Origin of the sequence: Nocardioides sp. 503 (genome assembly GCF_004522095.1) — a bacterium.
Classification (GTDB): Bacteria; Actinomycetota; Actinomycetes; order Propionibacteriales; family Nocardioidaceae; genus Nocardioides.
This window is the reverse complement of record NZ_SPUI01000003.1, coordinates 444,588-471,220: the sequence shown is the minus strand read 5'-3', so window position 1 is coordinate 471,220 and position 26,633 is coordinate 444,588. Positions and strand designations below refer to the sequence as shown.

The 26,633-nt window shown below is 74.1% G+C and carries 22 protein-coding genes and 1 tRNA gene; 10 read left to right on the top strand and 13 right to left on the bottom strand.

The window, feature by feature from the left end; all coding sequences use genetic code 11:
• Window positions 1–43 precede the first annotated feature (43 nt).
• Genes E4622_RS09600 through E4622_RS09565 form a run of 8 tightly spaced genes read right to left on the bottom strand, consistent with a single transcriptional unit; the run spans window position 44 to window position 8,691 of the window.
• The gene (locus tag E4622_RS09600) at window positions 44–226 is read right to left on the bottom strand and encodes a hypothetical protein (protein WP_134739974.1); all 183 of its coding nucleotides are present in this window, start codon (window positions 224–226) and stop codon (window positions 44–46) included.
• A 28-nt stretch (window positions 227–254) separates the two neighbouring features.
• Window positions 255–1,424 (bottom strand): LLM class flavin-dependent oxidoreductase, encoded by a 1,170-nt coding sequence (locus E4622_RS09595; protein WP_134739973.1) that lies wholly within the window; start codon window positions 1,422–1,424, stop codon window positions 255–257.
• Window positions 1,421–2,386, bottom strand: coding sequence for an NAD(P)-dependent oxidoreductase (locus tag E4622_RS09590; RefSeq protein ID WP_167736039.1), 966 nt, complete (start codon window positions 2,384–2,386; stop codon window positions 1,421–1,423). The genes E4622_RS09595 and E4622_RS09590 overlap by 4 nt, the downstream gene beginning before the upstream one ends.
• A gap of 5 nt (window positions 2,387–2,391) precedes the next feature.
• Window positions 2,392–3,480, bottom strand: coding sequence for an LLM class flavin-dependent oxidoreductase (locus E4622_RS09585; protein WP_134739972.1), 1,089 nt, complete (start codon window positions 3,478–3,480; stop codon window positions 2,392–2,394).
• Window positions 3,477–5,180, bottom strand: coding sequence for an ABC transporter ATP-binding protein (locus E4622_RS09580; RefSeq protein WP_134739971.1), 1,704 nt, complete (start codon window positions 5,178–5,180; stop codon window positions 3,477–3,479). The genes E4622_RS09585 and E4622_RS09580 overlap by 4 nt, the downstream gene beginning before the upstream one ends.
• On the bottom strand, window positions 5,159–6,028 hold the full coding sequence (locus E4622_RS09575) for an ABC transporter permease (protein WP_134739970.1): 870 nt from the start codon (window positions 6,026–6,028) through the stop codon (window positions 5,159–5,161). Before E4622_RS09575 ends, E4622_RS09580 begins: the two co-directional genes overlap by 22 nt.
• Entirely contained in the window at window positions 6,025–7,035 is a 1,011-nt protein-coding gene (locus E4622_RS09570) for an ABC transporter permease (protein WP_134739969.1), read from the bottom strand. The genes E4622_RS09575 and E4622_RS09570 overlap by 4 nt, the downstream gene beginning before the upstream one ends.
• Window positions 7,036–7,041: 6 nt before the next feature.
• Window positions 7,042–8,691, bottom strand: a complete 1,650-nt coding sequence (locus E4622_RS09565) for an ABC transporter substrate-binding protein (protein WP_134739968.1) — start codon at window positions 8,689–8,691, stop codon at window positions 7,042–7,044.
• Window positions 8,692–8,903: 212 nt separating this feature from the next.
• On the opposite strand from E4622_RS09565, the gene E4622_RS09560 reads away from it, so the two are divergent.
• On the top strand, window positions 8,904–11,198 hold the full coding sequence (locus E4622_RS09560) for a molybdopterin-dependent oxidoreductase (protein WP_134739967.1): 2,295 nt from the start codon (window positions 8,904–8,906) through the stop codon (window positions 11,196–11,198).
• Here the strand turns inward: E4622_RS09560 and E4622_RS09555 are convergent, their stop codons facing one another.
• Genes E4622_RS09555 through E4622_RS09540 form a run of 4 tightly spaced genes read right to left on the bottom strand, consistent with a single transcriptional unit; the run spans window position 11,199 to window position 15,218 of the window.
• Window positions 11,199–12,545, bottom strand: coding sequence for an MBL fold metallo-hydrolase (locus tag E4622_RS09555; protein ID WP_209021857.1), 1,347 nt, complete (start codon window positions 12,543–12,545; stop codon window positions 11,199–11,201). It lies immediately after the preceding gene.
• A complete protein-coding gene (locus tag E4622_RS09550; RefSeq protein WP_134739965.1) occupies window positions 12,545–13,045 on the bottom strand; it encodes a flavin reductase family protein in 501 nt (166 codons plus the stop codon). The genes E4622_RS09555 and E4622_RS09550 overlap by 1 nt, the downstream gene beginning before the upstream one ends.
• 14 nt (window positions 13,046–13,059) lie before the next feature.
• Window positions 13,060–14,436, bottom strand: coding sequence for an FAD-linked oxidase C-terminal domain-containing protein (locus E4622_RS09545; protein WP_245155970.1), 1,377 nt, complete (start codon window positions 14,434–14,436; stop codon window positions 13,060–13,062).
• 2 nt (window positions 14,437–14,438) lie between these two features.
• Entirely contained in the window at window positions 14,439–15,218 is a 780-nt protein-coding gene (locus tag E4622_RS09540; RefSeq protein WP_245155969.1) for an alpha/beta fold hydrolase, read from the bottom strand.
• Between the two features lie 141 nt (window positions 15,219–15,359).
• Between E4622_RS09540 and E4622_RS09535 the strand changes: the two genes are divergently transcribed.
• From E4622_RS09535 to E4622_RS09495, 9 genes are all read left to right on the top strand, one after another.
• Window positions 15,360–16,262, top strand: coding sequence for a LysR family transcriptional regulator (locus tag E4622_RS09535; RefSeq protein WP_134739964.1), 903 nt, complete (start codon window positions 15,360–15,362; stop codon window positions 16,260–16,262).
• 1 nt (window position 16,263) lies between these two features.
• Window positions 16,264–17,094 (top strand): sulfurtransferase, encoded by an 831-nt coding sequence (locus tag E4622_RS09530; RefSeq protein ID WP_134739963.1) that lies wholly within the window; start codon window positions 16,264–16,266, stop codon window positions 17,092–17,094.
• A 243-nt stretch (window positions 17,095–17,337) separates the two neighbouring features.
• Window positions 17,338–18,501, top strand: a complete 1,164-nt coding sequence (locus E4622_RS09525; protein ID WP_134739962.1) for an LLM class flavin-dependent oxidoreductase — start codon at window positions 17,338–17,340, stop codon at window positions 18,499–18,501.
• Window positions 18,498–19,685 carry an LLM class flavin-dependent oxidoreductase gene (locus tag E4622_RS09520; RefSeq protein WP_134739961.1) on the top strand — a complete coding sequence of 396 codons (1,188 nt, stop codon included), beginning with the start codon at window positions 18,498–18,500 and terminating at the stop codon, window positions 19,683–19,685. Before E4622_RS09525 ends, E4622_RS09520 begins: the two co-directional genes overlap by 4 nt.
• The gene (locus E4622_RS09515) at window positions 19,682–20,851 is read left to right on the top strand and encodes an acyl-CoA dehydrogenase family protein (RefSeq protein WP_134739960.1); all 1,170 of its coding nucleotides are present in this window, start codon (window positions 19,682–19,684) and stop codon (window positions 20,849–20,851) included. The genes E4622_RS09520 and E4622_RS09515 overlap by 4 nt, the downstream gene beginning before the upstream one ends.
• Window positions 20,848–21,846 carry a 2-dehydropantoate 2-reductase N-terminal domain-containing protein gene (locus tag E4622_RS09510; protein WP_167736038.1) on the top strand — a complete coding sequence of 333 codons (999 nt, stop codon included), beginning with the start codon at window positions 20,848–20,850 and terminating at the stop codon, window positions 21,844–21,846. The genes E4622_RS09515 and E4622_RS09510 overlap by 4 nt, the downstream gene beginning before the upstream one ends.
• A gap of 21 nt (window positions 21,847–21,867) precedes the next feature.
• Window positions 21,868–23,670 carry an ABC transporter ATP-binding protein gene (locus E4622_RS09505; protein ID WP_209021856.1) on the top strand — a complete coding sequence of 601 codons (1,803 nt, stop codon included), beginning with the start codon at window positions 21,868–21,870 and terminating at the stop codon, window positions 23,668–23,670.
• On the top strand, window positions 23,642–25,429 hold the full coding sequence (locus E4622_RS09500) for an ABC transporter ATP-binding protein (RefSeq protein WP_134739958.1): 1,788 nt from the start codon (window positions 23,642–23,644) through the stop codon (window positions 25,427–25,429). The genes E4622_RS09505 and E4622_RS09500 overlap by 29 nt, the downstream gene beginning before the upstream one ends.
• A gap of 146 nt (window positions 25,430–25,575) precedes the next feature.
• Window positions 25,576–26,232, top strand: a complete 657-nt coding sequence (locus E4622_RS09495; protein WP_134739957.1) for a hypothetical protein — start codon at window positions 25,576–25,578, stop codon at window positions 26,230–26,232.
• 314 nt (window positions 26,233–26,546) lie between these two features.
• Here the strand turns inward: E4622_RS09495 and E4622_RS09490 are convergent.
• A tRNA-Lys gene (locus E4622_RS09490) sits at window positions 26,547–26,619 on the bottom strand.
• Window positions 26,620–26,633 lie beyond the last annotated feature (14 nt).

Here is a 26,633-nt window from a genome sequence, read left to right as displayed (position 1 = left end):
TGGGAGCGACCCTACGTCCCGAGGGGCGACGGGCCGCCGGGGCTCACCATCGGGAGATCCGCCAGGCGGCCGCGAAGGCCACGGCCGCAGCCGGGAGCTCGGCGAAGTGCTCGGTCAGGGCGAGCAGGGTGAGCGTCGTGAAGCAGACGACGCCGAGCAGCACCGGCCACACGTCCCCCGAGGTGTCGGTACGCCGTGACCGGTCCACCCGCACCACGCCTCCCATGACCGATTTAGTCCATCAACTCGCTCGACTAAAGAGTAGCCCGACTCGGCGGTCGGGGAGACCTCGCCGGCGGCTCGGCCGGCCAGGAGGCGAGCCGCTCGCGGACCAGTGGGATGAGGTAGCGCCCGGTGTCGACCGCGCCGTCGAGGTCACCGGCGCTGGGCAGGCTGATGATGTCCGCGCCGAGGCGGACGTACTCCTCCAGGGCGGAGGCGATGGTGTCCGGGCTGCCCACCAGCAACGAGGACGCGCCGCCGGCGCCGGCGATGCTGCGCGGCATCCACAGCGCGGTGTCGTGACGCTCGCTGCGCTCGGCGATCTCGCGCAGCCGCACCGAGCCGACGTTGGTGTGCTGCTCGCGACGGCTTCCCCGCGTCGGCCACAGCCGACCCGCGGACCGCGCCACCAGCTCCTCCGCCTTGCGCCAGGCCAGCTCGTCGGTCTCGGCGACGACGGGTCTGAAGGTGACCCAGAACCGGATGTCCGCGGGGTCCCGGCCGGCGGCCGAGGCGAGGCTTCGGACGCGGGCGATCTGCCCGGCGGTCTCGCGCAGGGGCTCGCCCCACAGCGTGAAGACGTCCGCGAGACGGGACCCGACGTCGAACGCCTCGTCGGACGCGCCGCCGATCGAGATCGGCAGCGGCCCGCCCGAGAGCGGCTGCGAGCCGGGGCCGAAGCCCTCGAACCGGTAGTGCCGCCCGTGGTGGTCGAACGGCTCGTCCTCGGTCCAGGCGCGCCGCAGGATCTCGATGTACTCGGCCGAGCGGGAGTAGCGGTCGGCCTTGTCGAGGTAGTCGCCCTGCCGGCGCTGCTCGGCGTCGCTGCCACCCGAGATGATGTGGACGACGGCGCGCCCCCCGCTGAGGTGGTCGAGCGTGGCCAGCGACTGCGCGGCGACGGTCGGGTGCGTCGTGTTGGGACGCAGGGCGACGATGGCCTTGAGCCGCTCGGTGCGGGCCAGCACGTGCGAGGCCACGACGAAGGGGTCGGCGCCGTCGGAGCTGTAGCCGAGCAGCGTGTAGTCGAAGCCGTAGTCGTCGAGCGTCCGGGCGAAGCGGTCGGCGCGGGCGGGGTCGGTGGCCTTGCGCGCGGACCCGCCGCCTGGGCTCGTGGCCGTGATGGCCTGGAGGAACGAGTGGACGAACTCGACGCGGCGCGCGGGCGCCGGGGGAGGCGGGTGCTCGGCCTGGGCGGTCATGGTGCTCCTTCGGCGGGCGGGGTCAGGTGCCGGGCGGCGCCGACGGCGTGGTGGGCGGGCTCGCCGGCGAAGAGCCGGCGCAGGTCGTCGACGAGCGCGTGCACGATCCGGTCCGTGCTGGCGGTGGTCAGCCCCCCGACGTGGGGTGTCAGGACGACGTCGTCCCGCCGCTCGAGCGCCCCGACGACGGGCGGCTCCTCACGGCGTACGTCCAGGGCCGCGCCGCCGAGCCGCCCCGACTCGAGCGCGGCGAGCACGGCGTCCTCGTCGACGACGTCGCCGCGCGAGAGGTTGACCAGGTAGGCGCCGTCCGGGAGCAGCCCGAGCAGGTGGCGGTCGACGAGCCCGCGGGTGGCGGCACCGCCGGGGACGTGCACGCTGAGGACGTCGGAGCGCCGGGCGAGGTCCTCGATGCCGACCGGCTTGATGCCGGCCTCGCGCAGGAGGAGGTCCGGCACGCCGGGGTCGTGGGCGAGGGTCCGCATCCCAAGGGCGCGGGCCCGCACGGCGACCGCGCTCCCGGTCGCACCGGCGCCGAGGACCCCCCACGTGCCCCCGTGCAGCTCGCGCCCGTCGCGCCGGTCCCACCCGCCGAGCCGGGCGGAGCGGTCGACGGTCACCGTGCGGCGGGCCAGCGCGAGGGCGAGGCCCAACGCGTGCTCGGCGACGCTGACCGCGTTGGCGCCGCGCAGGCTCAGCACCACGACGCCGGCCCGGTCGGCCGCAGGCAGGTCGATGTTGTCGAGCCCGACCCCGAAGCGCGCGACCGCGCGCAGGTGCGGGCAGGCCTCGAGCACCGCCGCACCGATGACGGTGCGGTTGCGCACCAGCACCGCGTCGGCGGCCTGGAGGGCCGCGATCGTCGCGGCCGCGTCCCCACCGGTGCCGCCGACGTGCCGGACGACGAGGTCGGGGGCGAGGCCGGCGAGACCACGGTGCCGGACGTCGTCGGCGACGACCACGGTGCTCAGCGGGGCACCCAGCCCAGGCCGGGCGCCACCTCGCGCGCCAGGTCGGTGAGCACCTGCACGTGCTCGGGCAGCGTGAAGGCCGGCGGCAGGAACAGCACCAGCTCGTCGGCTTCCGCGAGGCCGGGGTCGGCGAGCACGGCCTCGACCACCTGGTCGGGCGCCCCGTGGTGGACGGGGCTGATGCGCATGCCGGCGGGCAGGTCGGCGGAGACGACGGGGGTCAGGGCGCCGGCAGGGCGCGAGGCGGCCATGCCCTCCGTGCGCCGCTGGTGGTCGTAGTCGGCGTAGCGCCGGGCCAGCTGGGCGGTCGTGGCGGGGAGCACCGACGCCGCGACGGCGACCGGAGGCGCCTCGGTCCCGTGCACGCTGCTCCAGCGCGCGCGGTAGGCGGCGATGACCCGCGCCTGGTGCTGCGGGAACGTCTCGCCCTCGGCGAGCCCGCTGAGCACGGTGCCGCAGATGATCGCGAGACCGAGGTCGGCGGCGTGCTCGGCCGACCCGATGCTCGCGACGCCCTGGCGCACGCGGCCGCGCAGGCCGGGACTGTGCGGGGTGACCCTCAGCTCGGTGCCGACGGGGGCGCCCTGACCCTCGCCGTCCACGACGTGCAGCGTCTCGCCCGACACGGCCGCGAGGAAGCGGCGCAGCCGTCGACGCGCCTCCGAGCGGGCGTCGTCCTCGACGGCGCCGAAGACGGCGTCGAACGACGCCGTCGCCCCGGCCGAGAGCGCCAGCTGCAGCCGCCCCCCGACGAGGAGGTCGGTGACGCCGGCGGCCTCGGCCAGGAGCACGGGCTCCTGGTAGCGCATGGGCAGGACGGCCGTGCCGAGCGAGATCGACGAGGTGTGCTGACCCACCGCGGACAGGAAGGGGAGCGGCGAGGACAGGTAGTGGTCGAAGTGGCGCTGGTAGACCCACCCCGACTGGTAGCCCAGCTCCTCGGCCGCGCGGAACAGCGCGATGCCCTCCTGCAGCCCGGCGGCCGGGCCGGCCAGGTCCGAGAACGAGACCCGGGTGTTGAACCCGAGGCGCTGCTTGGTCCGCGGCGCGCTCGCCGCGGCGGGGGGCGAGGCGGTGGTCGTCACGACGTCCTCCCGTGGTGGGCGTCGGGGATCGAGTCGAGCAGCGTCCGGGTGTAGTCCTCGCGGGGCGCGTCGAAGATCTGGGCGACGGTGCCCTCCTCGACGACCCGCCCGCGCCGGACGACGGTGACGGTGTGCGCGAGCTGGCGCACCAGCGCCAGGTCGTGCGAGACGAAGACGTAGGTGAGCCCCAGCTCGGCCTGCAGGGTCAGCAGCACCTGCACGATGTCGGCCTGCACGCTCACGTCGAGGGCCGAGGTCGGCTCGTCGAGCACGATGACGTCGGGCTTCAGCACGAGCGCCCGCGCGATGGCGACGCGCTGACGCTGTCCGCCCGAGAGGGCGTCGGGACGGCGCGCGAGCAGGGTCTGGTCGAGCCCGACGGCGTCGAGCGCCTCGCGCACGGCAGCACGACGCTCGTCCTTGGTGCCGATCCGGAACCGGTCGAGCGGCTCGCGGACCAGGCGCTCGACCTTCCACGTCGGGTCCAACGAGGTGAACGGGTTCTGGTAGACGAACTGGAGGTGGCGTCGCAGGCTGCGCAGCTCGCCGTGGGTGCGCCCGTCGACCCGCTCGCCGGCGACCTCGATCGAGCCGGCGTCCGGCGTCTCGAGGCCGAGGAGGAGCCGGATGGTCGTGGTCTTGCCCGACCCGGACTCGCCGACGATCGCGTGGGTGGTGCCGGCCGGGACCTCGAAGGACAGGTCGTCGACCGCCGTCAGCCTGCTGCGGTCGACGGTGAACGTCTTGCTGACCCCGCGGACGGCGATCTTGGGCCCCTCGTCCGACGCCCGGGCGCGGCGGGCCGCGCCGACGTCGCGGAGGTCGGCGTACCGGTCGGGGTTGAGCGCGGGGACGTCGGCGTGCAGCCGCTTGGCGTAGTCGGAGGTGGGTGCGCTGGAGACCCGTGCCGTGGGTCCGGCCTCCTGGACGCGGCCGTCCTTGAGCACGACCACCGAGTCGGCGCGCTCGGCGGCGATCGCGAGGTCGTGGGTGATCAGGAGCAGGCTGATGTCGAGGGAGTCGCGCAGCTCGTCGAGCAGGTCGAGGATCCGCTTCTGGATCGTGACGTCGAGCGCCGAGGTGGGCTCGTCGGCCACCAGGAGCGCGGGCTCGGGCAGCACCGCGAAGCCGATCAGCACCCGCTGGAGCATGCCGCCCGAGAGCTGGTGCGGGTACGACGCCAGGACCCGCTCGGGGTCGTCGAGACCCACCCGCTGGAGGACCTCGACCACCGCCTGGTGGCGCTGCGCCTTGGACAGGTCGCCGGGCAGCAGCGCCGAGGCCTCGCGGGCCTGGGAGCCGATGGTGCGCACCGGGTTGAGCGAGCTCGCGGGGTCCTGCGGGACGAACCCGATCGTGCGGCCCCGCAGCGGCCGGAAGTGCCGCTCGGGAAGGGTCAGCACGTCCTGGCCCTGCACCTCGATGGTGCCGCGCGCCTTGCCGACGCCGGCAGGCAGCAGCCGCAGCAGGGAGCGCGCGATCGTCGACTTGCCCGACCCCGACTCGCCGATGAGGGCCAGGCGGTGGCCGCGGGGGAGGTCGAAGGAGACGTCGGAGACGACCTGGTGGCCGCCGTAGGAGACGCAGAGGTCGCGCACCGAGACCAGCACCGGTGGCGCTCCGGCCTCCGTGGCGGGCGGGACCTCGAGGGTGGCGGTGCCGCCCTCGGACAGCGCGTTCAGTCGGTCTTGCGGAGCCATCGGCTGATCCTGTTCGCAGAGAGGACGGTGGCGATCGTGACGACGGCCGGGGCGTAGACCAGCCAGGGGGCCAGCGGGTAGTCCTTGCCGCTGGACACCAGCAGGCCCCAGTCGGAGGCGGGGGGCGGGTCGCCGTACCCGAGGAAGGCCAGACCGGCGATCACCAGGATCGAGAGGCCGAACTGGAGCACCGCGAGGTTGAGCACGGAGCGGGAGGCGTTGGGGAGCACGTGGCGCACGAGCACGTGCCAGCGGGAGCCGCCGAGCAGCAGCGAGGCCTCGACGAACACGGCGCGACGGGTCTTGAGCACCTCCGAGCGCATGACCCGCGCGAAGACGGCGACCGCGGACACGCCGGTGGCGATGGCGGCGTTGATGGTCTCGAAGCCCAGGGCGCTGACGACCACGACGGCCAGCAGGAAGCTCGGGATCGCGAGCAGCACGTCGACGACCCGTGAGAGGACCACGTCGACCCAGCTGCCGATGAAGCCGGCGACCAGACCGACGAGGCCGCCGACGACGACGCCGATGGCCACGGCGACCAGGGCGCTGGTGACGGAGGAGGCAGAGCCGTGCACGACGCGCGCGAACTCGTCGCGGCCGAGGTGGTCGGTGCCGAACAGGTGCGCCAGGCTCGGGCCCTGGAAGGCCTCGGCGGGCACCCCGCGGGCGGGGTCCTGCCCCGTGAACAGGCCGGGGGCCAGCGACCAGCCGACGACGAGCAGCAGCATCGTGAACGAGAGCAGGACGCCGACCGGCGGCACCCGGCGCGAGCCCCCGCCCCGGCGCAGTGCCGACGGCTTCCAGCCGCCGGGAGCCTGGGGGGCCTCGGTGGTGATGGTCGTCATGCGGGCACCGCCTCGGTGACGGGGCGGACGCGCTTGGTGGCGCCGCGCAGGTCGACCCGCGGGTCGAGCAGGGGATAGACGAGGTCGACGACCAGGTTGACCACGACGAACGTCACGGCCGCCAGCACCACGACGGCCTGGAGGACCGGCAGGTCCTGGGTGGTCACCGCGCGCTGCACGAGGCTGCCGATGCCGGTCCGGCCGAAGATCGTCTCGGTGATCAGCGCCCCGCCGAGCAGCTCGCCGACGGTGAGGGCGATGACGGTCACGACCGGCAGCGACGACGGCTTGAGCAGGTGACGCCAGAAGAGCCTCGACCTGCTGAGTCCCCGTGAGGTGGCGAAGCTGGCGTACTCCTGCCGCGACTCGTGGTCGAGGTTGGCGATGAGCACCTCCGCGATCTGCGCCGAGACCGGGATGCCGAGCGCGACCGCGGCGAAGAAGGTCGCCGTCCCGCCCTCGGAGTCGGTCACGAAGAACAGCCCGAGCTGGAAGGCGAAGACGTTGATCAGCAGCAGGCCGATGACGAAGTTCGGCACCGACAGGAACAGCGAGGGCAGTGCGCGCAGCGGTCGAGCCAGCGGCGTCGGCAGGTTGCGGACGCCGTAGGCGACGCCGAAGGCGAGCACCACCGCGACGACGAGGGCGCTGAGGGCCAGCACGACCGTCGAGCCGATCACCTCGCTGATGGCGCGCGAGACCGGCAGGTTGCTGCGCAGCGAGACGCCGAGGTCCAGCCGGAGGAAGCGCGTGAGCGACTCCCACAGCTGCACGTGGATCGGCTGGTCGAGCCCGTAGTAGCCGATGATCCGGGCGATCTCGTCCTCGGTGAAGTTGTTCTCGGGGTTGCGCAGGGTGTTGGAGACGGGGTCACCCGGCAGCACGCTGATCACCAGGAACGTGAAGCAGTAGGCGAGCAGCACCACGACCGCGGCCTGGACGACGCGCTGCAGCGCGTAGGTCAGGTACGGGCGGGAGACCAGGCGCCGGGACCGGGTGTCCGTCATCTGCGCTCAGCCCTCGAAGTAGGCGGTGTAGAAGTTCGCGTAGGCGACGCCGTTGTAGCTGACGCCCTTCAGCTTGGGCGACTGCAGGTAGAGGCGCTGCACGATCTGGGTCAGCGGCACGAAGTAGGCCTGCTTCAGCACGTAGCTCTGCAGCTCGTCGAGCACCGGCTCGCGCTCCTCGGTGTTCACCGAGCTGGCCACCTGCTGACCGAGCTCGGCGAGCTTGGGGTCGTCCTGGCCGACGTTGAACCAGTTCTCCCCGCCGTCGCTGTCGGTGAGGATGCCGGCCACCGTGCCGGCGTCGATGAAGCTGCGCGTCACCTCGTAGGCCGGGACCGACGGGTTGCTGAAGGACACCTTCTCGCCGTAGGTCACGACGTCGTAGGCCTGGATCTTCACGTCGAAGCCGAGGTCGCCGAGCTGCTGGGCGACGAGCTCGTCGACCGCCTGCGAGGTGGCCAGGTAGGGGTTGGGGTAGAGCGTCAGCGACAGCTTCTTGCCGCCCTTGGTGCGGACGCCGTCACCACCGGGCGTCCAGCCGGCCTCGTCGAGCAGCGCCTTGGCGGCGTCGGGGTCGAAGGCGAACTCGTCGCTGTGGTCGGTCGCGCCCGGGACGTTGCTCTGGATGAAGGACTCGGCGGGCAGCCAGTCCTGGGTGTAGACGGTGTCGAGGATCTCTTGGCGGTCGATGCCCTGCTGGAGCGCCTGGCGCACCTTGACGTCGTTGAACGGCGCCACCTTGGTGTTGAGCGCGTAGCCGTTGACGAAGCCGAGGTAGCGAGGTGCGGCCACGGTGTAGCCCTGCTCCTTGAACGGCGCCAGCTCCTGCGGGGAGGGGTTGTAGGCGACGTCGGCCTGGCCGGACTGGACGGCGGCCGTGCGGACCGACGGCTCGGCGACGATCTTGTAGGTGACCGTGTCGAGCGTCGCCGGACCCTGCTTGCCGAGCGCCTCGGGCGCCCAGTCGTAGTCGTCGCGCTTCTCGAGGACGACGCTGTCGCCCTCCTTCCACGACTTCACGACGAAGGGGCCGCTCCCGATGTCGTTGCTCAGGTCGGCCTGCTCCTCGGCCGGCAGCGCCAGCGTCTTGGGGGAGACCAGGATCGAGCCGTGGTAGCCGAGGGTCGGGATGAAGCCCAGCGTCGGCGCCGTGAAGGACACCTTGACCGTGAGCGGGTCGACCGCCTCGGCGCTGTCGTACGTCGTCGGGAACAGCCCGATCGGGTTGATGCCCTCGTCGGGCCGGCCGTCGGCCCAGATCTCGAGGTTGGCGACGACGGCGTCGGCGTCGACGGGGGACCCGTCGGAGAACGTCACGCCGTCCTTGAGCTTGATGGTGAACTCCGTCGCGTCGGCGTTCTGCTCCCAGCTCTCCGCGACCCACGGGCTGACGGCGCCCTCCTCGTCGACGTAGACGAGCTTGTCGGTGACGTGGCCCCAGATGTGGCCCTGGAAGCTGGAGATCGCGCTGTTGTTGGGGATCCAGGTGTCGCCGAGCGAGTCGATGAGGAACGTCAGGTCGCCGCCGTCCTGCTTCTCGCCGTTGCCCTGCTCGCTGCCGGCACCCGAGGCCGCGCAGCCGGAGGCCAGGGTCAGCACGGCGGCGACGGCGGCGAGAGCGCGCCAGGGGTGGCGCCGGGTTCGGTGGGACGTCATCGGGGGTTCTCCTCGGGTGGGTCGTGCCGTGCGGAACCGGCACAGCGCTGTATGTCGATCGAATTAGTAGTCAATGCGACGGTCCGACTGTAGGCCGGGCGGGCGAGGGGGGTCCAAGAGGAGTCATGGATGCAAACCCATCCACGAGTGTGATCGCCGCTCCCGTCTCATCCGGTGCGTCGCGGCGTCCGGCCGCGCTAGCGTCGAGCGCCATGAGGACGACCGAGACCAGTGCGCACTGGGGCTCCTACCTCGTCGACTCCGACGAGTCCGGCGTGGTGGCCGTGCGGCCGCACGACGGGGACGAGTCGGCCGCGGCCATGGGCAACGTGGTCGACGGGGTGCGGCACGGCTCGCGGGTCACCCGACCTGCCGTCCGCAGGGCGTGGCTGGAGGGCGGCCCCGGCCCGGACGACGACCGCGGCCGGGCCGGCGCCGAGTACGTCGAGGTCGAGTGGGACACGGCCCTCGACCTGGTCGCGGGCGAGCTCGCCCGGGTGCGGTCGGCCCACGGCAACGAGGCGATCTTCGGCGGTTCCTACGGCTGGGGGAGCGCCGGACGCCTGCACCACCCGCAGAGCCAGGTGCACGGGTTCCTCAACGGGATCGGCGGCTACGTGCGCTCGGTCAACGACTACAGCCGGGGCGCGAGCATCGTGCTGCTGCCGCACCTCGTCGGTGCGCCCGCCGCCGCCGACGTCCGGCAGCGACCGGTGTCGTGGACCCAGGTCGAGGAGCACACCGACCTCCTCGTCACCTTCGGTGGCGTACGGCGGAGCAACGGCTGGGTCGTTCCCGGCGGGCAGACGCGCCACGTCGGCGGTGCCCTCGCCCGGTCGGCCGCGCGGACCACGCGCGTGGTCTCGCTGTCGGCCCAGCGCGACGACGCCATGGACGGGCTCGACGCCGAGTGGGTCGGGGTGATGCCCGGCACCGACACCGCCGTGATGCTCGCCCTGATCCACGTGCTGGTGGTGGACGGCCTGGCCGACGAGGAGTTCCTGGCCAGGTGCACGGTCGGCGCCGACCGCGTCCGGGCCTACGTGCTGGGCGAGACCGACGGGGTGCCCAAGACGCCCGCGTGGGCCTCGGCGATCTCGCGCACCCCGGCCGAGCGGATCCGGGCGCTCGCGCACGAGATGGCGGCCGGCCGCACGCTGGTCAACGTCGTCTACGCCCTGCAGCGCGGGGAGCGCGGCGAGCAGCCGGTCTTCGCCGGGCTGACGCTGGCGGCGTTCCTCGGCCAGGTCGGGCTCCCCGGCGGCGGCTTCACGCACGGGCTCGGGTCGATGGGCGACTACGGCGTCGGCCGGGTCGCCGTGCCGCTGCCGACGTTCGGCCAGGGCGCCAACCCGGTGCCGGACCACATCCCGTGCGCGCGGATCGCCGACCTGCTGCTCACGCCCGGCGCCGACCTGCCCTACGACGGCGGGTCCCTGCGGCTGCCCGCCGTGCGACTGGCGTACTGGGCGGGCGGGAACCCCTTCCACCACCACCAGGACCTGCGGCGGCTGCGTCGTGCGCTGGCGCGCCTCGACACCCTCGTCGTGCACGAGACGCACTGGACCGCGACCGCCAAGCACGCCGACGTCGTGCTCCCGGTCGCGGCGAGCCTCGAGCGCGACGACGTCGCCGCCGGCAACGGCGACACCCGGCTGCGGGCCTCGCCGCGGGCGGTGCCGCCGCCGGGCGAGGCGCGCGAGGAGCTGTGGATCTTCGGCCGGCTCGCCGAGCGGCTCGGGTCGTCGCACGACCACGGGCTCGACGCCCGCGCCTGGCTCGAGCGGCTCTACGAGGACTGGCGCTCCACCGGACGCGCGCCCGCCGGCGCCCCTGCGTTCGCGGAGTTCTGGGAGACCGGCGGCGTCGACCTCGACGCGCCGCCCTACGACGACCCGGTCTTCACCGCCTTCGTCCGCGACCCCGAGGCGCACCCGCTGCAGACGCCGAGCGGGCGGATCGAGCTGTGGTCCTCCTCCCTCGAGGCGGCCGGCCTCGCGGACGTCGCGCCGCACGCCGAGTGGCGCGAGCCCCGCCGGTGGTGGGGCTCGGCCGACGCGGCGACGTACGACCTGCACCTGCTGTGCAACCAGCCCACCCACCGCCTGCACAGCCAGCTCGACATGGGCGCGGCGAGCCGCTCGACCAAGGTGGCCGGCAGGGAGCCGATCCGGCTCCACCCCGCGGACGCCGCCGCCCGTGGCCTGGCCGACGGCGACGTCGTGCGCGTCGTCAGCGCCCACGGGTCCCTGCTCGCCGGCGTCCACGTCAGCGACGCCCTGCTGCCGGGAGTCGCACAGATGCACACGGGCGCGTGGTACGACCCCTCGGCGCCGGAGGTCGCCGACTGCGTGCACGGCAACGTCAACGTCCTCACCCCCGACGAGCCCACCTCGACCCTGTCGCAGGCCACGAGCGGCGCGCACGTGCTGGTGCGCGTCGAGCGGTACGACGGTCCGCTCCCGCCGGTGACGGCGCACGAGCCGCCCCCGCTGACCCGGGGCTGACTACTCGACGAGGCCCAGCGCGACCGCGGCGTCGAACGAGTCGTCCACGTGGACGACCTCGCGGCCGTGGCGCTCGAGCAGGGAGGCGCCGGTGCCGGCTCGGAAGCCCCCGGCGCAGTGGACCCACACGCGCGCCCCGGGCCGGATCTCGCCGCGGCGCTCCTCGAGCTCGTGCAGGGGCAGGTTGACCGCCCCGACGACGCGACCCTCCTCGTGCTCGTCGCGCCGGCGCACGTCGACCACGACGTCGCCCGGGGCGCGGTCGGCGGCGAGGTCCGCGAAGGTCGCGCGCCGGTAGGCGCGCACCTCGCCGGGTCCGCCGTACTCGTCGGGGGCGCCCCAGGCGGGGACGACGTCGTCGATGCCGATGCGCACCAGCTGCCGCCGTCCCTCGGCGACCTCCTCGGGCTTGGCACCGAGCACGACCAAGGGCCGGCCCCACGGGGCGAGCCAGCCGACGTAGGTCGCGAACTGCGTGCCGAGGTTGACGCTGACCGTGCCTGCGACGTGCTCCGCGGCGAAGTCGGCGGCCGGGCGGAGGTCGACGACCATCGCGCCGCCGCGCAGCAGCGCCGTGACCGTGGCCGGCGGGGCCGGGGTGAGCGGGGTCGTGAGGTCGACGGCCGCCGCGCCGCGGCGGTTGAGCGGCGCCATGTGCTCGTAGTAGGCCGGGTAGGCCGTGAAGGAGGCGACCAGCACGTCGGCGAACTCCACGGGCGAGGCCGTGGTCAGCGCCGGGTTGTGGAGCCGCTCGTGGGCGATGGTGGAGGCCTCGGCGCCGGAGGAGGCGCCGCCGGCGCAGAAGGACCCGAAGCCGTGGGTGGGGTAGAGCGCGGCGTCGCCCGGGAGCGCGCCGAGCCGCGCCGCCGACGCGTGCTGCGCCTGCGCGAGGTCGGCGGTGAGGTCGGGTGAGACCAGGTCGGTGCGTCCGACGGTGCCGTAGAGCAGCGACCCTCCGCTGAACACCACCGGCGCGTCGAGCGGGGCGGCGAGGTCCCGCACGACGTACGACAGGTGGGTCGGGGTGTGGCCCGGCGTGGCCAGCACGCCGATGCTGAGGGAGCCTGCGCGCAGCTCCTCCCCGTCGTGCAGCGGCAGGCGGTCGAAGGCGACCTCGTCGGCCGCGTTGACGGCGTACGCCGCTCCCGTGCGCCGGGCCAGCTCGTGGCCGCCGGACACGTAGTCGTTGTGGACGTGCGTCTCCAGCACGTGGGAGACGTCGTGGTCGAGCAGCGGTTCGAGCCGGTCGAGGTCACGGGCGGGGTCGATGACGATGCTGACGGCGCCGTCGTCGACGACGTAGCTGCGGTTGCCCAGCTCCGGGGTGCTGAGGGTGCGGACGCGCATCAGTGGTCGCGGTGGGTGCCGAAGGAGCGCCGGTGGTAGGTCAGCGGACCGCTCGCCGGCTCCGGACCCCTGCTGGTGGCGTCGACGACGTCGCCCAGCACGAGCACGTGGTCGCCGGCCGGCACGAGCCGGGCGACGCGCAGGGAGATCCAGGCATGGGCGTCCTCGAGCGCGGGTGCGCCGTCCAGGAGCACCCAGTCGATCCCGGTGAACCGCTCGTCGTGCCGGCCGGTGAACCGCGTGGCCACGTCGGCCTGGTCGGCGCCGAGCACGTTGACCCCCACGGTCGAGCCGACCGAGAGCAGCGAGAGCAGGTAGGAGCCGCGCTGCAGCGAGACCAGCAGCATCGGGGGCTCCATCGACAGCGACACGAAGGCCGAGACGGTGGTGCCGGCCGGCTTGCCGGCGGCGTGGGTGGTGACGACGGAGACGGGGCCGGCCACGTTGCCCATGGCGGCGCGGAACGCCGCCTGCAGGTCGGGGTCGGTCTCGATGCTCATCGGTTGCGCCATGGCTAGAAGGCCTTTCCGGGGTTGAGGATCCCGTGGGGGTCGAGGGCCCGCTTCAGGGAGTGGTGCACGTCGAGGCTGTCGGGGCCGAGCTCGCGTGCCAGCCACTCGCGCTTGAGCAGGCCGATGCCGTGCTCGCCCGTGACGGTGCCGCCCAGGTCGAGCGCGAGCCCGAAGATGGCGTCGGCGGCCTCGTGGACCGCGGGCGGCGCCTCGGGCAGCGCGGCGTCGTAGGAGATGATCGGGTGCAGGTTGCCGTCGCCGGCGTGGGCGAAGGAGTAGATGGCGACGCCGGTGCGAGCCGCGATCGCCTCCACGCCCTGGATCGCGTCGGCCAGGCGGGAGCGCGGCACGCAGATATCCTCGATGAGGGCCCGACCGAACCTCTCGATCGAGGGCAGCGCGAGCCGGCGGGCGGCCAGCAGCTGCTCGGAGGAGGCGTCGTCGACACCCTGCTCGACCCAGGTCGCCTCCTTCCCGAGCACCGCGGCGATGGCCTCGATCTCCTGGCGCGCCCCGGGTCCGTCGGCCTGGGCGATGACGAGGGCCCCGCCGCGTGCGGCGAGGTCCGTGCCCTGGGCCCGGTCGACGACCTTCAGCGTCGCCCGGTCGAGCAGCTCCAGCAGGCTGGGCTGGAGCCGCTCGCGGCTCACGGCGGCGCAGGCCGCGGCGGCCGCGCGGACGTCGCCGTACGCCGCAGCTGCCGTGAGGGTGACGACCGGGGCCGGCTTGAGCCGCAGCGCGGCGCCCACGATCACGCCGAGCGTGCCCTCGGAGCCCACGAAGAGGGAGGTGAGGTCGAGCCCGGCGACGCCCTTGAGGGTCCGGCGTCCGGTCCGCAGGAGGCGGCCGTCGGCGAGCACGACGTCCAGCCCGAGGACGGCCTCGCGGGTCACGCCGTGCTTGACGCAGCGCATGCCGCCGGCGTTGGTGGCGATGTTGCCGCCCAAGGTGGAGATCGCCGCGCTCGCCGGGTCCGGGGCGTACATCAGCCCGTGCTCGCGCGCGGCCGCATCCAGGTGGGCGGTGATCACCCCGGGCTCGACGACCGCCACCTCGTCGACGGGGTCGAGCTCGAGCACGCGGTCCATGCCGCTGATGTCCAGCACCACCGACCCGGCCCCGGCGATCGCGCCGCCCGCGACCCCGCTCCCCGCACCGCGCGGCACGACGGGCACGCGGGCCTCGTGCGCGAGCCGGAGCGTCGCCTGCACGTCCTCGACGGAGGCCGCGCGGACCAGCGCCAGCGGCAGTGCCGGTGGCGGGGCGCCCGCGGTCCCCGCGCCTCCGGACCGGTCGGTCCGGTGGGTGCCGAGCGCGACCGGGTCGGTCGTCGCGCCCGGCACGGCGCCGAGGAGGGCGGAGACCAGGGCGTCCGACACGGTCAGGCTCGCTCGGGCGCGTCGGCCCGGACGATGACGGGCAGGTCGGCCCCGAGCTTGAGGCGCTCGAGGAAGAGCACGACGGTGGCGGCGACCGAGCGGTGCGTGACGTCGTTGAGCACGTCGTGGCGTCCGCCCTCGACGACCCGGAGGTGCGCCGCGGTGTCGCCACGGAAGGGGGCCAGCGCGTCGTCGACCGGCGACAGGGGGTCGTCGCTGCCGTGGAGGACCAGCGTGGGGCGCCCCGAGGGACCGGGGTGGTAGTCGCTCCAGGCCGCGGGGAGCTCCTGGCGCAGGGCGCCGCGCTGGAAGTCGGCGTCCTCGCTGAGCACGCGTCGGTGGGCCGGACAGGCCGAGCGGGTCTCGAGCTCGTCGTCCCACGACTGGTCGTCGGTCGCGCTGGTCCCGGGGAGGGCGAGACCGGCGAGGACGACCCCGTCGACGTCGTGCTGCCCCGCTCGCGCGAGGGCGGCGGCGTACGTCGCGCCGGTGTCGGTCCCGACCAGCACCCGCGGTGCGGGCAGGGTGTCGTCGGCCAGCAGCTCGTGCACGCGGTCGCGAGCGGCGCCGAGGTCGTCGAGGTCCAGCTCGACGACGCGCACCTTGTAGGCGTCGGCCGAGATCCGTCGCCCGAAGCGGGCGTAGGCGGCAGCGGTCTCGCCGCGGCCCGTGAGCAGGATGAGGGTGCCCCGTGCGGCGACGCCGTCCGGCTCGTCGTACGACGTGCGCGGGCCGGTGGTCGGTGTGGGTGCCTCGGTTGCCGAGATGAGTGTCGTGGTCACCCTGCCGAGGTTGGCACCGAAGGGGTGGCGCCGTCCAAGAGCAGTCGTGGATGACTTTTGTTGTCCTATCGTGATCAATCTCCTAGACATTCATCATGAGATGACGCCGGCATCGTTGGGTGGAGGCATTAGTCTCCTAACATGACCAACTCGCTCGACATAGACCACCTGCGCACCCTCGTCGCCATTGCCGAGTGCGGCGGTTTCAGTCGCGCCGCCGCGGTCCGGCACATCAGCCAGCCCGCCCTGAGCCAGCACGTCCGGCTGCTCGAGCGCGGCCTGAAGCGCAAGCTGTTCGAGAAGGACGGTCGCGTCATGCGCTTCACCCACGACGGCGAGACGGTGCTCGCCGAGGCCCGGCAGATCCTGGCCGTGCACGACCAGGCCATGGAGCGGCTGACCGTCGAGAAGCCCCGCACCATCACGGTCGGCTGCACCGAGCACGCCGCCGAGCAGGTGCTCCCCGAGATGCTCCGTGCCCTCGACAACGGCTTCCCGGGGGCCGCCACCCGCTTCGAGATCGGCCGGTCCACCGCGCTGGTCGACGCGGTCACCAAGGGCGTCGTCGACCTCGCCTTCGTGCTCGACCCGGGCTCCGCCGGCGCCGGCCACGAGGTCGCTCGGCTGCCGCTGACCTGGTACGCCGCCCCGTCCTGGACGCCGCCCGCCGACGGCTCCGCCTGGCCGCTGGTCGCCTTCGAGGAGCCGTGCGGCCTGCGCGAGCGGGCTCTGGTCGCCCTCGACGGCGAAGGGCACCGGGTCACGGTAACCGGGCAGTCGTCCACCCTGGAGGGCGTCACCGCCGGGGTGCGCGCCGGGCTGGGGGTCGCCCTCCTGCCCACCAGCGGTGGGCGTCCCCACGGGCTGGTGGAGCGCGACGACCTGCCGACGACCGGCGACGTGAGCCTGCGCATGGTGGTCCGGCGCGGGCTCGAGCCCGACGTCGAGCTCGCCGCCGCCGACGCGGTGGCCCGCTTCTTCAGCACCAGGCCCCAGCTGCGCCTCGTGCCGTCCCCCCTCGTCCGCTCGACCTCGGGTGCCTGACGTGGGCGCCGTCGTCACCCCGGCCGAGCTGGCCGCCCTGGTGAGCAGCGGGTCCGACGTGGTGGTGCTCGACGTCCGCTGGAAGCTCGGTGGGCCCCCGGGTCACGAGACCTACCTCGGCGGCCATGTCCCCGGCGCCGTCTACGTGGACCTCGACACCGAGCTCGCCGCGCACGGCGAGCCCACCGACGGTCGGCACCCCCTGCCGTCGCTCGAGGCCCTCCAGGCCAGCGCCCGCAGGTGGGGTGTCCGCGCCGGGACGACCGTCGTCGCCTACGACGGCGAGGGGAACCTCGCCGCCGCGCGGGCGTGGTGGCTGCTGCGCTGGGCGGGACTGGGCGACGTACGCCTGCTCGACGGAGCGCTGCCCGCGTGGGTCGCGGCCGGCCTCCCGCTCGAGACCGACGACGTCGTGCCCGAGCCCGGTGACGTCGAGCTCGTCGGCGGTGGTCTGCCCGTCCTCGACGTCGACCACGTCGAGGCGTTCGCCCGGTCCGCCACCCTCCTGGACGCCCGTGCCGCGGAGCGCTTCCGCGGCGAGGTCGAGCCCGTCGACCCCCGGGCCGGGCACGTGCCCGGCGCGGTCTCGGCGCCGACCGGCGAGAACCTCAGGCCCGACGGCACCTTCCGGTCGCCCGAGGAGCTGCGCGACCGGTTCGTCGGTCTCGGTGCGGGTGCGGGGGACGACGAGGTCGCGGTCTACTGCGGCTCCGGTGTCACGGCCGCCCACGAGGTCTTCGCCCTCGGACTCGCCGGCATCGACGCCGCGCTGTACCCGGGCTCGTGGTCGCAGTGGAGCAACCTCGACAAGCCGGTCGCCACCGGCGACTGAGCCCGTCCGTCCGGTGGTGCCGGACCCGGCCCGCCGCGGGGCGGTGACGTTTCCCCAAGGTATGCAGCCGGAGCTGCACTTCCCGTGGTGTACAACCCCCGGGAAGTGACGGCTTCCCTGCATACCTTGGGGAAACGTCGGCGCCGCCGCGCCCTCTCAAAGTCACCCATCACGCTCGACTATCGATTCGCATCCCGCATTGCTCTTGGACCGACCGGGGGCGCCGCACCTAGCGTCGAGGGCATGCCCGTCGAGTTCATCAGTGCCATCAACGTCAACCCCAGCAACGAGCTCAACCGGCTCGGGCAGACGGCCGTGGACCCGGCCTTCTTCCGGCGCTACGTGCGCGAGCTGGAGGCGGCGGAGTTCGACTACACGCTGGTGCCCTACGCGTCGTCGTACCACGACCCCTTCGCCATCGCGAACGCCATCGTGGCGCGCAGCGAGCGGATCTCGCCGATCGTCGCGCTGCGACCCAACATCATGTACCCGACGGTCGCCGCCAAGGCCCTCGCGACGCTCGACCAGTTCGGTGGCGGCCGCGTGGCGGTGCACTTCATCGCCGGCGGCAGTGACCACGAGCAGGCGCGCGAGGGCGACCACCTGACCAAGGAGCAGCGCTACGAGCGCACCGCGGAGTACATCGACGTGCTGCGCAAGGTGTGGACCAGCACCGAGCCCTTCGACCACGAGGGCACCTACTACCAGTTCCGCGACTTCGTGTCGGCGATCCGGCCGACCCGCGGCACCATCCCGGTCAGCGTCGGGGGGAGCAGCGACCAGGCCTACGAGGTCGGGGGATCGCGCGCCGACATCTTCGGGCTGTGGGGCGAGCCGCTCGCCGACACCCGCGCCCAGATGGACCGGGTCGCCGCCGAGGCCGCCAAGGCCGGGCGCAGCGACGTGCCGCGCACCTGGGTGACCTTCCGCCCGATCATCGCCGCCACCGAGGAGCTGGCCTGGGAGAAGGCGCACCGCACGCTCGCCGTCCTGCAGGACGGCGTCTCGGGCGCGTCCGGCTGGCGCGGCCTGACCCTCGGCGGCAGCGCCCCGGCCAACGTCGGGTCCCAGCGCCTGCTGGAGATCGCCTCGCGCCAGGACGTGCACGACCGCGCACTGTGGACGCCGACCGCGGCGGCCACCGGAGCGGCCGGCGCGAGCACCGCGCTCGTCGGCACTCCGGAGACGGTCGCCGCCGCGATCCTCGACTACGTCGACGTGGGGGCCGACCTGATCTCCATCCGCGGCTACGACAACCTCAACGACCTCGTCGACTACGGCCGCCACGTCCTGCCCCTCGTGCGGCAGGAGCTCGCCCACCGCGAGGCCACCGGCCGGCGCGGCACCCTCCAGGACGACCACCTCGGCGCCCTGGCCACCCCGACCCATGAAGGAGCGCTCGCATGAGCACCCTCCCCGAGAACGCCGTCCCCGAGACCGCCGCCCGCCAGGTCGAGTTCATCAGCCTGAGCCACCTCAACCCGAGCACCGAGCTCGAGCCGATCCCCACCCGCGGCATCGACCTGCCCTACCTGCGCCGCTACGTCGCCGCCCTCGAGGACGGCGGCTACGACTACACGCTGCTGCCCTACGGGTCGGCCAGCGCCGACTCGTTCGTGGTGGCCTCGGCCGTCGGTCAGCTCACCGAGCGGCTCAAGCCCATCGTCGCGCTGCGTCCCAACACCACGCCTCCCCAGGTCGGCGCGCAGAAGCTCGCCACCCTCGACCAGCTGACCGAGGGCCGCGCGGTCGTCCACATCATCTCCGGCGGCAGCGACGCCGAGCAGGCCCGCCAGGGCGACTACCTGCCCAAGGAGGAGCGCTACGCGCGCTCGACCGAGTACGTCGAGATCCTGCGCCGTGCCTGGCACGAGCCGAGCGCCTTCAGCCACGACGGCACCTACTACCGGTTCGACGACTTCGGCCCGGGCTTCGCGCCGTACGGCGACACGATCCCGATCTCCATCGGGGGCTCCTCCGACGAGGCGTTCACCCTCGGCGGCCAGCTCGGTGACATCTTCAGCTTCTGGGGCGAGCCGCTGGCCGACATCCGCGCGCAGATCGAGCGGGTCCACGCGATCGCCGACGCCGCCGGGCGCCGGCGCCAGCGGATCTGGGTGACCTTCCGCCCCATCGTGGCCCCGACCGACGAGCTCGCCTGGGCCAAGGCCCACGACTACGTCGAGAAGATCGGCCGCACCTACGAGCAGGGCGGCTTCCACAAGAAGTACCTCGGCGCCGGAACCCCGCAGAACGTCGGGTCCCAGCGGCTCCTGGGCTTCGCCGCCCAGCAGGACGTCTACGACCGCGCCCTGTGGATGCGCACCGCAGCCGTCACCAACGCGGGCGGGGCGTCGACCGCGCTCGTCGGCAGCCCGGAGACCGTCGCCGCCGCGATCCTCGACTACGTCGACATCGGCGCCGACCTGGTCTCCATCCGCGGCTACGACACGCTCAACGACGCCGTCGACTACGGGCGCTACGTCATGCCGCTGGTGCGCCAGGAGCTCGCCCACCGGGAGGCGACCGGGCAGCGCGGCCACCTCCAGGCCCAGCACCTCGGTGCGCTCGCCACGGAGGGCGCCCGATGACGGTCACCTCCGAGCGGCCCGTGCTCGCCGAGGTCGACGTCTCGGACGAGGCGCTCGCCGCCGTGACCGCCGAGGTCGCGCAGACCGCGGCGGAGTACGACCGCAGCGGCGCCGTCCCGCAGGCCGGTCTCGAGGCCGCCCACCGCGCCGGCCTGCTGACCGCGACCGTCGGCGCGCAGTTCGGCGGGCCGGGCCTCGGCCTCGTCGACACCGCCCGGGTGCTCGCCGCCCTCGGCGAGGGGGACGCCTCCGTCGGCCTGCTCGCCGCCAACAACCTCAACACCCACCAGGGTCAGGCAGCCAACGCCCACTGGCCCACGGCGGCGTACGACGACCTCCTGCGCAGGTCGCAGGCCGGCCCGGCGCTCGTCAACGCCATCCGCGCCGAGCCCGAGCTCGGCGCACCCGCGCGCGGTGGCCTGCCGAGCACGACGGCGCGCCGGACGACGGACGGGTGGTCGCTCTCGGGCCGCAAGGCCTACGCGACCGGCGGCACGGCCCTGGCCTACCACGTCGTCTGGGTCGTCACCGACGAGCCCGTGCAGCGGGTGGGCCACCTGCTGGTGCCGGCCGAGGCGCCCGGCATCACCTGGGTCGAGACCTGGGACCACCTCGGGCTCCGTGCGTCCAACACCCACGACGTCGTGTACGACGACACCCCGGTCCCGCTCGAGAGCTTCGTCGAGATCCCGCGGGGCGCCGACGGCGTCTACCGCGACCCGGCGGCGGTCGCCGGGCCGGGCAGCTTCGGCCACCCGGCGCTCTACCTCGGGGTGGCGCGTGCCGCGCGCGCGGCGTTCGTCGCCTACGCCCAGGAGCGCGTCCCGGCCGCCCTCGGCCGCCCGATCGCGACCACCGAGCGCATCCAGGGCGTCGCCGGCGAGATCGAGGCCCAGATCGCCCAGGCCGAGGCGCTGCTCTTCGGCACGCTGCTCCGCCTCGAGGCCGGTCACGACGTGGGCCCCCAGCTGTCCGTCGTGAAGGTGCAGATCGCCCGCTCGGTCGTCGCGGCCGTGCAGACCGCCGTCGCCGCGCTCGGCAACCCCGCACTGAGCCGCACGAACTCCCTCGAGCGGCACTTCCGCGACGTCCAGTGCGTGCGCATCCACCCGCCGCAGGAGGACACCGCGCTCCTCGCCACCGGCCGTCGGGTCCTGGGCGCGTGAGCGCGCGTCGCTACGTCGTCATCGGCGGCGGTGCCGTGGGCGGCGCCCTCGTGGCGCAGCTCGTGCCGGCCGGCCACGACGTCGTCCTGGTCGCCCGCGGACCTCACGGCCGGGCGATCGCCGAGCACGGCCTGGTCGTGCGGCGTCCCGGTCGCGTCGACGTGGTCGATGTCCCGGTCGCCGAGGGGCCCGAGGCCGTCGACCTGCGTCCCGACGACGTCCTGCTGCTCACCGTCAAGACCCAGGACGCCGAGGCGGCACTGGCCGCGTGGGCCTGGCAGCCCGTCGCGGGCGGTGGCCTGGCCGCCGACCTGCCGGTGGTCACCTTCCAGAACGGCCTGCTGACCGAGGACCTCGCGCTGCGCCGGTTCGGGCGGGTCTACGGCGCGACGATCGCGATCGCCGCCAGCCACCTCACGCCCGGGGAGATCGTCTCCCCGTCGCTGCCACCGGCGGTGGGTCTGGTCTGGCTCGGTCGCTACGTCGCACCCGCCGACGAGCTCCAGGACGAGCTGGTCGCCGACCTCGCCGGGGCGGGCCTCGCGGCCTGGGCGGTCCCGGACGTGCGGGCGCAGAAGGCGGCCAAGCTGCTGGGCAACGTCGGGAACGGGCTCGACCTGTTCGTCGGGGACGACGACACCCGGGCGCGGGCGCGCACCCTGCTGCGCCAGGAGGCCGCCCTGGTCCTCGAGGCCGCCGGCACGCCCCTCCCGCCCGGTGGCGAGCTCGACCGGGGCGCCGTGGACTTCTCGGTGCTGGCGGTCGAGGGCCACGTCGGGGGCCGCCTGTCGACCTGGCAGTCCTTCGCCCGGGGTGCCTCGAGCGAGATCGACTACCTCAACGGCGAGGTCGTGCTCCTCGCGCGCCGGCACGGGCTCGAGGCCCCGCTCAACGCCGCGGTGCAGCGCCTGCTCGGCCCGCCTGCCGAGGTCGACGGCGAGCTGCCCCGTCCGAGCCTCGAGGCGCTCCTCGCGACCGACCGGCTCCTTGTCTGAGCCGCGCGCGCGGCCGCCGCGGTGAGCGCCGTCGGGCGGGCACTGCGGGTGCTCGCGCGCGGGTCGCGCGACCATCCCGGGCCGGCCGCCGTCGCCACCACGGCGGGTCTGGTCAACGGCGGCACGATGGTGCTCGGCGCCGCCGCCGTCGGGTGGACCACCGACCACCTCGTGCTCCCGGTCCTCGACGGCCGGCCCGTCGGCGCGGCCACGTGGTGGGCGGGCGCGGGCGTCATCCTCGGGGTCTCCGCCGTGCGCTGCGGCACGATCTGGGTCCGCGGGGTCGCGACCGGCCGGGTCCAGCACCGCGCGCAGGCCGCGACGCGGCGCGCCGTCGTACGCCGCTACCTGCACCTGGACCTCGCCTGGCACCGCGAGCACCCGCCCGGGCGCCTGCTCGCCCACGCCGTCTCCGACGTGGACGCCGTGTGGTCGCCCGTGCAGTGGCTCTACTTCGCCCTCGGCATGGTCTTCATGCTGGTCGGTGCGCTGGCCCAGCTCGCCCTCACCGCCCCTGCGCTGGGCACGGTCGGGCTGCTCCTCGTAGCCGGGGTCCTGGTGCTCAACGTCGTCTACCAGCGGCTGCTGACGCCGCGCGCCCGCGACGGCCAGGCGGCGCGGGGTGACGTCGCGCGCACCGCGCACGAGAGCATCGAGGCCGGCCCCGTGGTGCGCAGCCTGGGCCTGGCAGGGGCCGAGGACGCCCGGTTCGCCCCGGAGGTGGAGCGGGTCCGCGAGGCCAACACGAGGATGGCCGCGATCAGCGCGGTCTTCGACCCGCTGCTCGAGCTCCTCCCGACCGTGGCGGTGCTCGCCGTCCTCGGCATCGGGTCGCGGGCCGTCAGCGCCGGCGACCTGACGCTCGGCTCCCTCGTGGGCGTCTGCTACCTGCTGCTCACGGTGTCCATCCCGCTCAGCGTGCTCAGCCGCTTCCTGTCGATCCTGCCGCTCGCGGCCGCCGGCCACGAGCGCGTCGAGGCCGTCCTGGACGCGCCCACGGCGACGTACGGCGTGGTGGGCGGGGCCGGTCCGGACGGACCCGCCCTGCTCGAGGTGCGCGGCGCCGACGTGGTCCGCGGGGAGGCGACGCTGCTCCACGCCGTCGACCTGACGGTCGAGCCGGGCACCGTCTGCGCCGTCGTCGGCGCGACCGGTGCCGGCAAGACCACCCTCGTCGACCTGGTCTGCGGACAGATCGGACCCAGCAGGGGCGAGGTGCTGGTCGACGGGCGGCCGCTGGACGACCTCGACCTCGCCCGCCGCGCCGCGACGCTCGGGCTGGTCGGGCAGTCGCCGTTCCTCTTCAGCACCACGATCCGCGACAACCTCGCCCTCGACGGCCACCCCCGCGAGGGGCTGCGCGCCTACACCGACACCGAGCTCTGGACGGCGCTCGAGGTGGCCGACGCGGCCGACTTCGTCGGCGCGCTGCCCGCCGGCCTCGACTCCGTGGTCGGCGAGCGCGGGGCGACCCTCTCGGGCGGGCAGCGACAGCGCCTCTGCCTGGCCCGGGCCCTGCTCCGCCGGCCGCGGCTGCTGGTGCTCGACGACGCGACCTCCGCGCTGGACCCTCGCGTCGAGCTGCGGGTGCTCGCCCGGCTGCGTGCGCTCGTCGACGACGGCGGCCCCACGGTGCTGCTCGTCGCCAACCGGCACGGCTCCCTGGCCGTGGCCGACCGGGTGGTCTTCCTCGCCGACGGGCGGGTCGTCGACGCGGGCACCCACGACGAGCTGCGCGAGCGCCACGCCGACTTCCGCGACATCGTCTCGGCCTACGACGGCGGGAGGACCGACGATGAGGACCGCGCCGTTCTCGCCGGCTGACCCGGGGCTCGCCGACCTGGCCGACCTCGGACCGCGATCGCTGGTGGCGCTGGGGATCCGGGTCACGCCGGTGCTGGCCAGCGGCTGGGTGGTCACCGTGCTGCTCGCCCTCGCGGCCGGCGCCGGCCGGATCATCGCGCCGCTGACCGTGCAGCGGGCGATCGACCGGGGGCTCGCTCCCGCTGCGGTGACGCACGCGCTGGAGGTCGGCGCCGCGGCCCTCGTCGTCGCAGGGCTGTCCTCGTGGGCGCTCAACCGCCGCGTGCAGCGGCGCACGGAGCGCGCCCTCGCCTCGCTGCGCCGTGAGGGCCTGGCCCGCGCGCACGAGATGTCGGCCACCACCGCGGACCAGGTGCGCAGCGCCGACCTCGTCGCCCGCCTCACCAGCGACGTGGACACGATCACCACCTTCACGCAGAACGGCGGCGTGCAGATGATCACCAACCTCGCCCAGCTCCTGCTGGCGACCGCGGTGATGGCGGCCTTCTGCTGGCAGCTCACGGTGCCGGTCGTCGCGCTCGCCCTCGTGCTGCTGCTGAGCATGACGCGGCTGCAGCGGGTCGTGGCACGCCGCTTCGCCGTGGTGCGCGCGGACGTCTCGACCATGCAGGGCGTCGTGGCCGAAGCCGTGATCGGGGCGCCGGTGATCCGGGTGACGGGCACCGCCGACCGGATGCGGGCCCAGCTGGACGAGGCCGTCGACCGCACCCGCTCCAGCCAGCTGCGCACCCTCGTCCCGCTGCACGGCAACACGGCGCTCGGCGAGGTCGCCATCTCGACGATGACCGTGCTGGTCATCCTCCTCGGTGTCGGCTGGACCACCCACCAGCAGTGGGGCCCTGCCCCCGACCTGTCCGCGGGCCAGCTGGTGGCGATGGTCTTCCTGGTGACGTTCTTCGTGCGCCCGCTGCAGTTCCTGGTGCAGTCGCTCGGCGAGGCGCAGAACGCCCTGGTCGGGTGGCGGCGCGCGCTCGAGCTCGTCACGACCCCGTCCGCCGTCGTGAGCGGAGCGCACGCGGTCGACCTCGCGGGCGGGCCCGTCGGCGTCGAGCTGGACGCGGTCTCGGCGTCGTACGCCGGCGGGCCGCCGGTCGTGCACGACCTCACCGTGCGCATCGCCCCGGGCCAGCACGTCGCCGTCGTGGGGGAGTCGGGCTCCGGCAAGAGCACGTTCGCCAAGCTGCTGACGCGGCGCATCCAGCCCCTCGGCGGCGAGATCCGCCTGGGCGGCCGCCCCCTGGGCTCGATCGCCGACGCCGCGCTCGAGCGCCGCGTGGTGATCGTGCCGCAGGACCCGTTCCTCTTCGACACCACGCTCGGGCAGAACATCGCCGTCGGCCTGCCCGACGTGGTCGAGGCCGACGTACGCCGGGTCCTCGGCGACCTCGGCCTCGCCGACTGGCTCGCCGAGCTGCCCGACGGGCTGGCGACCCGGGTGGGGGTCCGCGGCGACCGGCTCTCGGTCGGGGAGCGACAGCTGGTGGCGCTGGCCCGCACCGCGTTGGTCGATCCCGACCTGGTGATCCTCGACGAGGCCACGAGCGCGGTCGACCCGGCCACCGACGTGCGCGTGCAGGCCGCGCTCGCCAGGCTCACCGAGGGCCGCACCACGGTCTCCATCGCGCACCGGATGGCCACCGCCGAGCGCGCCGACGTGGTGCTCGTCTTCGAGGCCGGCCGCATCGTGCAGGTCGGCCACCACGGCGACCTGGTCGTCGCGCAGGGTCCCTACGCCGACCTGTTCGCGGCCTGGCGCTGAGCCGGACGGCAACCCCGACGGTCGAGGAAGGACGAGCGCATCGGTGAGGGGGTTTCAGGAGGACCCACCGGTGGGGAGGCTCCCCGTGCGCCGTGCCCGTACGACGACGCCCCCACCCCCCCGGACCCAGCAGAAGGACCACGCCCATGAGCCTCAGCAGGACGCGCCGTACCGCCGTCATCGTCGCCACGGCGGTGGCGTGCACCGTCAGCTCCGCGGGAGCCGGCCTCGCGGCCGAAGGCCCTGCCGCCGACCGGGTGAGCGCGAAGCGGGTCATCCTCGACCCCTCGGGTGACCAGGAGCGGACTCCGGACGCACCGGACACCGCGACGTTCGACGACGCCCAGGTCTTCGGTGACATCCGCAAGGTCGTCGTCCGTCGCGTGGGCGAGCGGGTCGTCTTCACCTACAAGGTGGGCGACGTCCTGGCCGCCGGTCAGCCGGGCGCGGCGGCGCAGTACTTCGACTCGATCTTCGCCACCGAGCACCGCACCCTCGACACCTACCTGAGCACCAGGCTCACCCGCAGCTCCGGGCGGTTGAGGCTCAAGACGGTCCTGAAGACGCACGCGGGTGTCATCGACGATCCTCGACGGACCTGCGCGGTCCGCCACGTCGTGCGCCCCGCACGCCACAAGCTGACGGTCTCCCTCAAGCGCTCGTGCCTCGGCACGTCGCGCTACCTGCGTCGCTACCGTGCCGTCGTCAACGTCGCGGTCAGCGAGGACGGCAGTCCGGCAGGGGTCCGCTACGCAGCGGGCGACCGGACCCGAGTCGCGCGGATCCTCGTCGGCCGACCCTGACTCGCGGGCAGCTCTCGTTGCCGCGCCGGTGCGCCGGTGCGCCGGCTGCGGTCCTCAGGCCCTCACGCCGTCACCACAGCATCGACATCAGGTTGGACAGGGTCCTGGTCGCGCCGTCGAGCCAGCAGACGCTGGCCAGGATCGCGATCACTTCGAAGGGCCGGGTCATGGCGCCCCTTCCGCACGACGGGTGGGAAGACCCCCCAGCCTTCCCCACCCAGCCCCGGCACGGGGCCGAGTGACCCGGACGCTAGTGCTCCTCGTGCGTGCTCGCGTGGCCTTGGCGCAAGTTTTACCCAAGCCACCGGCGCCGGTAGGCCCCGTGGGACTCGAACCCACAACCAAGAGATTAAAAGTCTCCTGCTCTGCCAATTGAGCTAGGGGCCCGGGATCTGGGCCGG

Coding starts and splice junctions, on each gene's coding strand:
- E4622_RS09560 (WP_134739967.1), top strand. CDS start 8,904: ATGAGGACGACCGAGACCAGTGCGCACTGGGGCTCCTACCTCGTCGAC.
- E4622_RS09550 (WP_134739965.1), bottom strand. CDS start 13,045: ATGAGCATCGAGACCGACCCCGACCTGCAGGCGGCGTTCCGCGCCGCC.
- E4622_RS09580 (WP_134739971.1), bottom strand. CDS start 5,180: ATGGCTCCGCAAGACCGACTGAACGCGCTGTCCGAGGGCGGCACCGCC.
- E4622_RS09575 (WP_134739970.1), bottom strand. CDS start 6,028: ATGACGACCATCACCACCGAGGCCCCCCAGGCTCCCGGCGGCTGGAAG.
- E4622_RS09600 (WP_134739974.1), bottom strand. CDS start 226: ATGGGAGGCGTGGTGCGGGTGGACCGGTCACGGCGTACCGACACCTCG.
- E4622_RS09525 (WP_134739962.1), top strand. CDS start 17,338: ATGCCCGTCGAGTTCATCAGTGCCATCAACGTCAACCCCAGCAACGAG.
- E4622_RS09535 (WP_134739964.1), top strand. CDS start 15,360: ATGACCAACTCGCTCGACATAGACCACCTGCGCACCCTCGTCGCCATT.
- E4622_RS09500 (WP_134739958.1), top strand. CDS start 23,642: ATGAGGACCGCGCCGTTCTCGCCGGCTGACCCGGGGCTCGCCGACCTG.
- E4622_RS09565 (WP_134739968.1), bottom strand. CDS start 8,691: ATGACGTCCCACCGAACCCGGCGCCACCCCTGGCGCGCTCTCGCCGCC.
- E4622_RS09555 (WP_209021857.1), bottom strand. CDS start 12,545: ATGCGCGTCCGCACCCTCAGCACCCCGGAGCTGGGCAACCGCAGCTAC.
- E4622_RS09570 (WP_134739969.1), bottom strand. CDS start 7,035: ATGACGGACACCCGGTCCCGGCGCCTGGTCTCCCGCCCGTACCTGACC.
- E4622_RS09595 (WP_134739973.1), bottom strand. CDS start 1,424: ATGACCGCCCAGGCCGAGCACCCGCCTCCCCCGGCGCCCGCGCGCCGC.
- E4622_RS09515 (WP_134739960.1), top strand. CDS start 19,682: ATGACGGTCACCTCCGAGCGGCCCGTGCTCGCCGAGGTCGACGTCTCG.
- E4622_RS09495 (WP_134739957.1), top strand. CDS start 25,576: ATGAGCCTCAGCAGGACGCGCCGTACCGCCGTCATCGTCGCCACGGCG.
- E4622_RS09520 (WP_134739961.1), top strand. CDS start 18,498: ATGAGCACCCTCCCCGAGAACGCCGTCCCCGAGACCGCCGCCCGCCAG.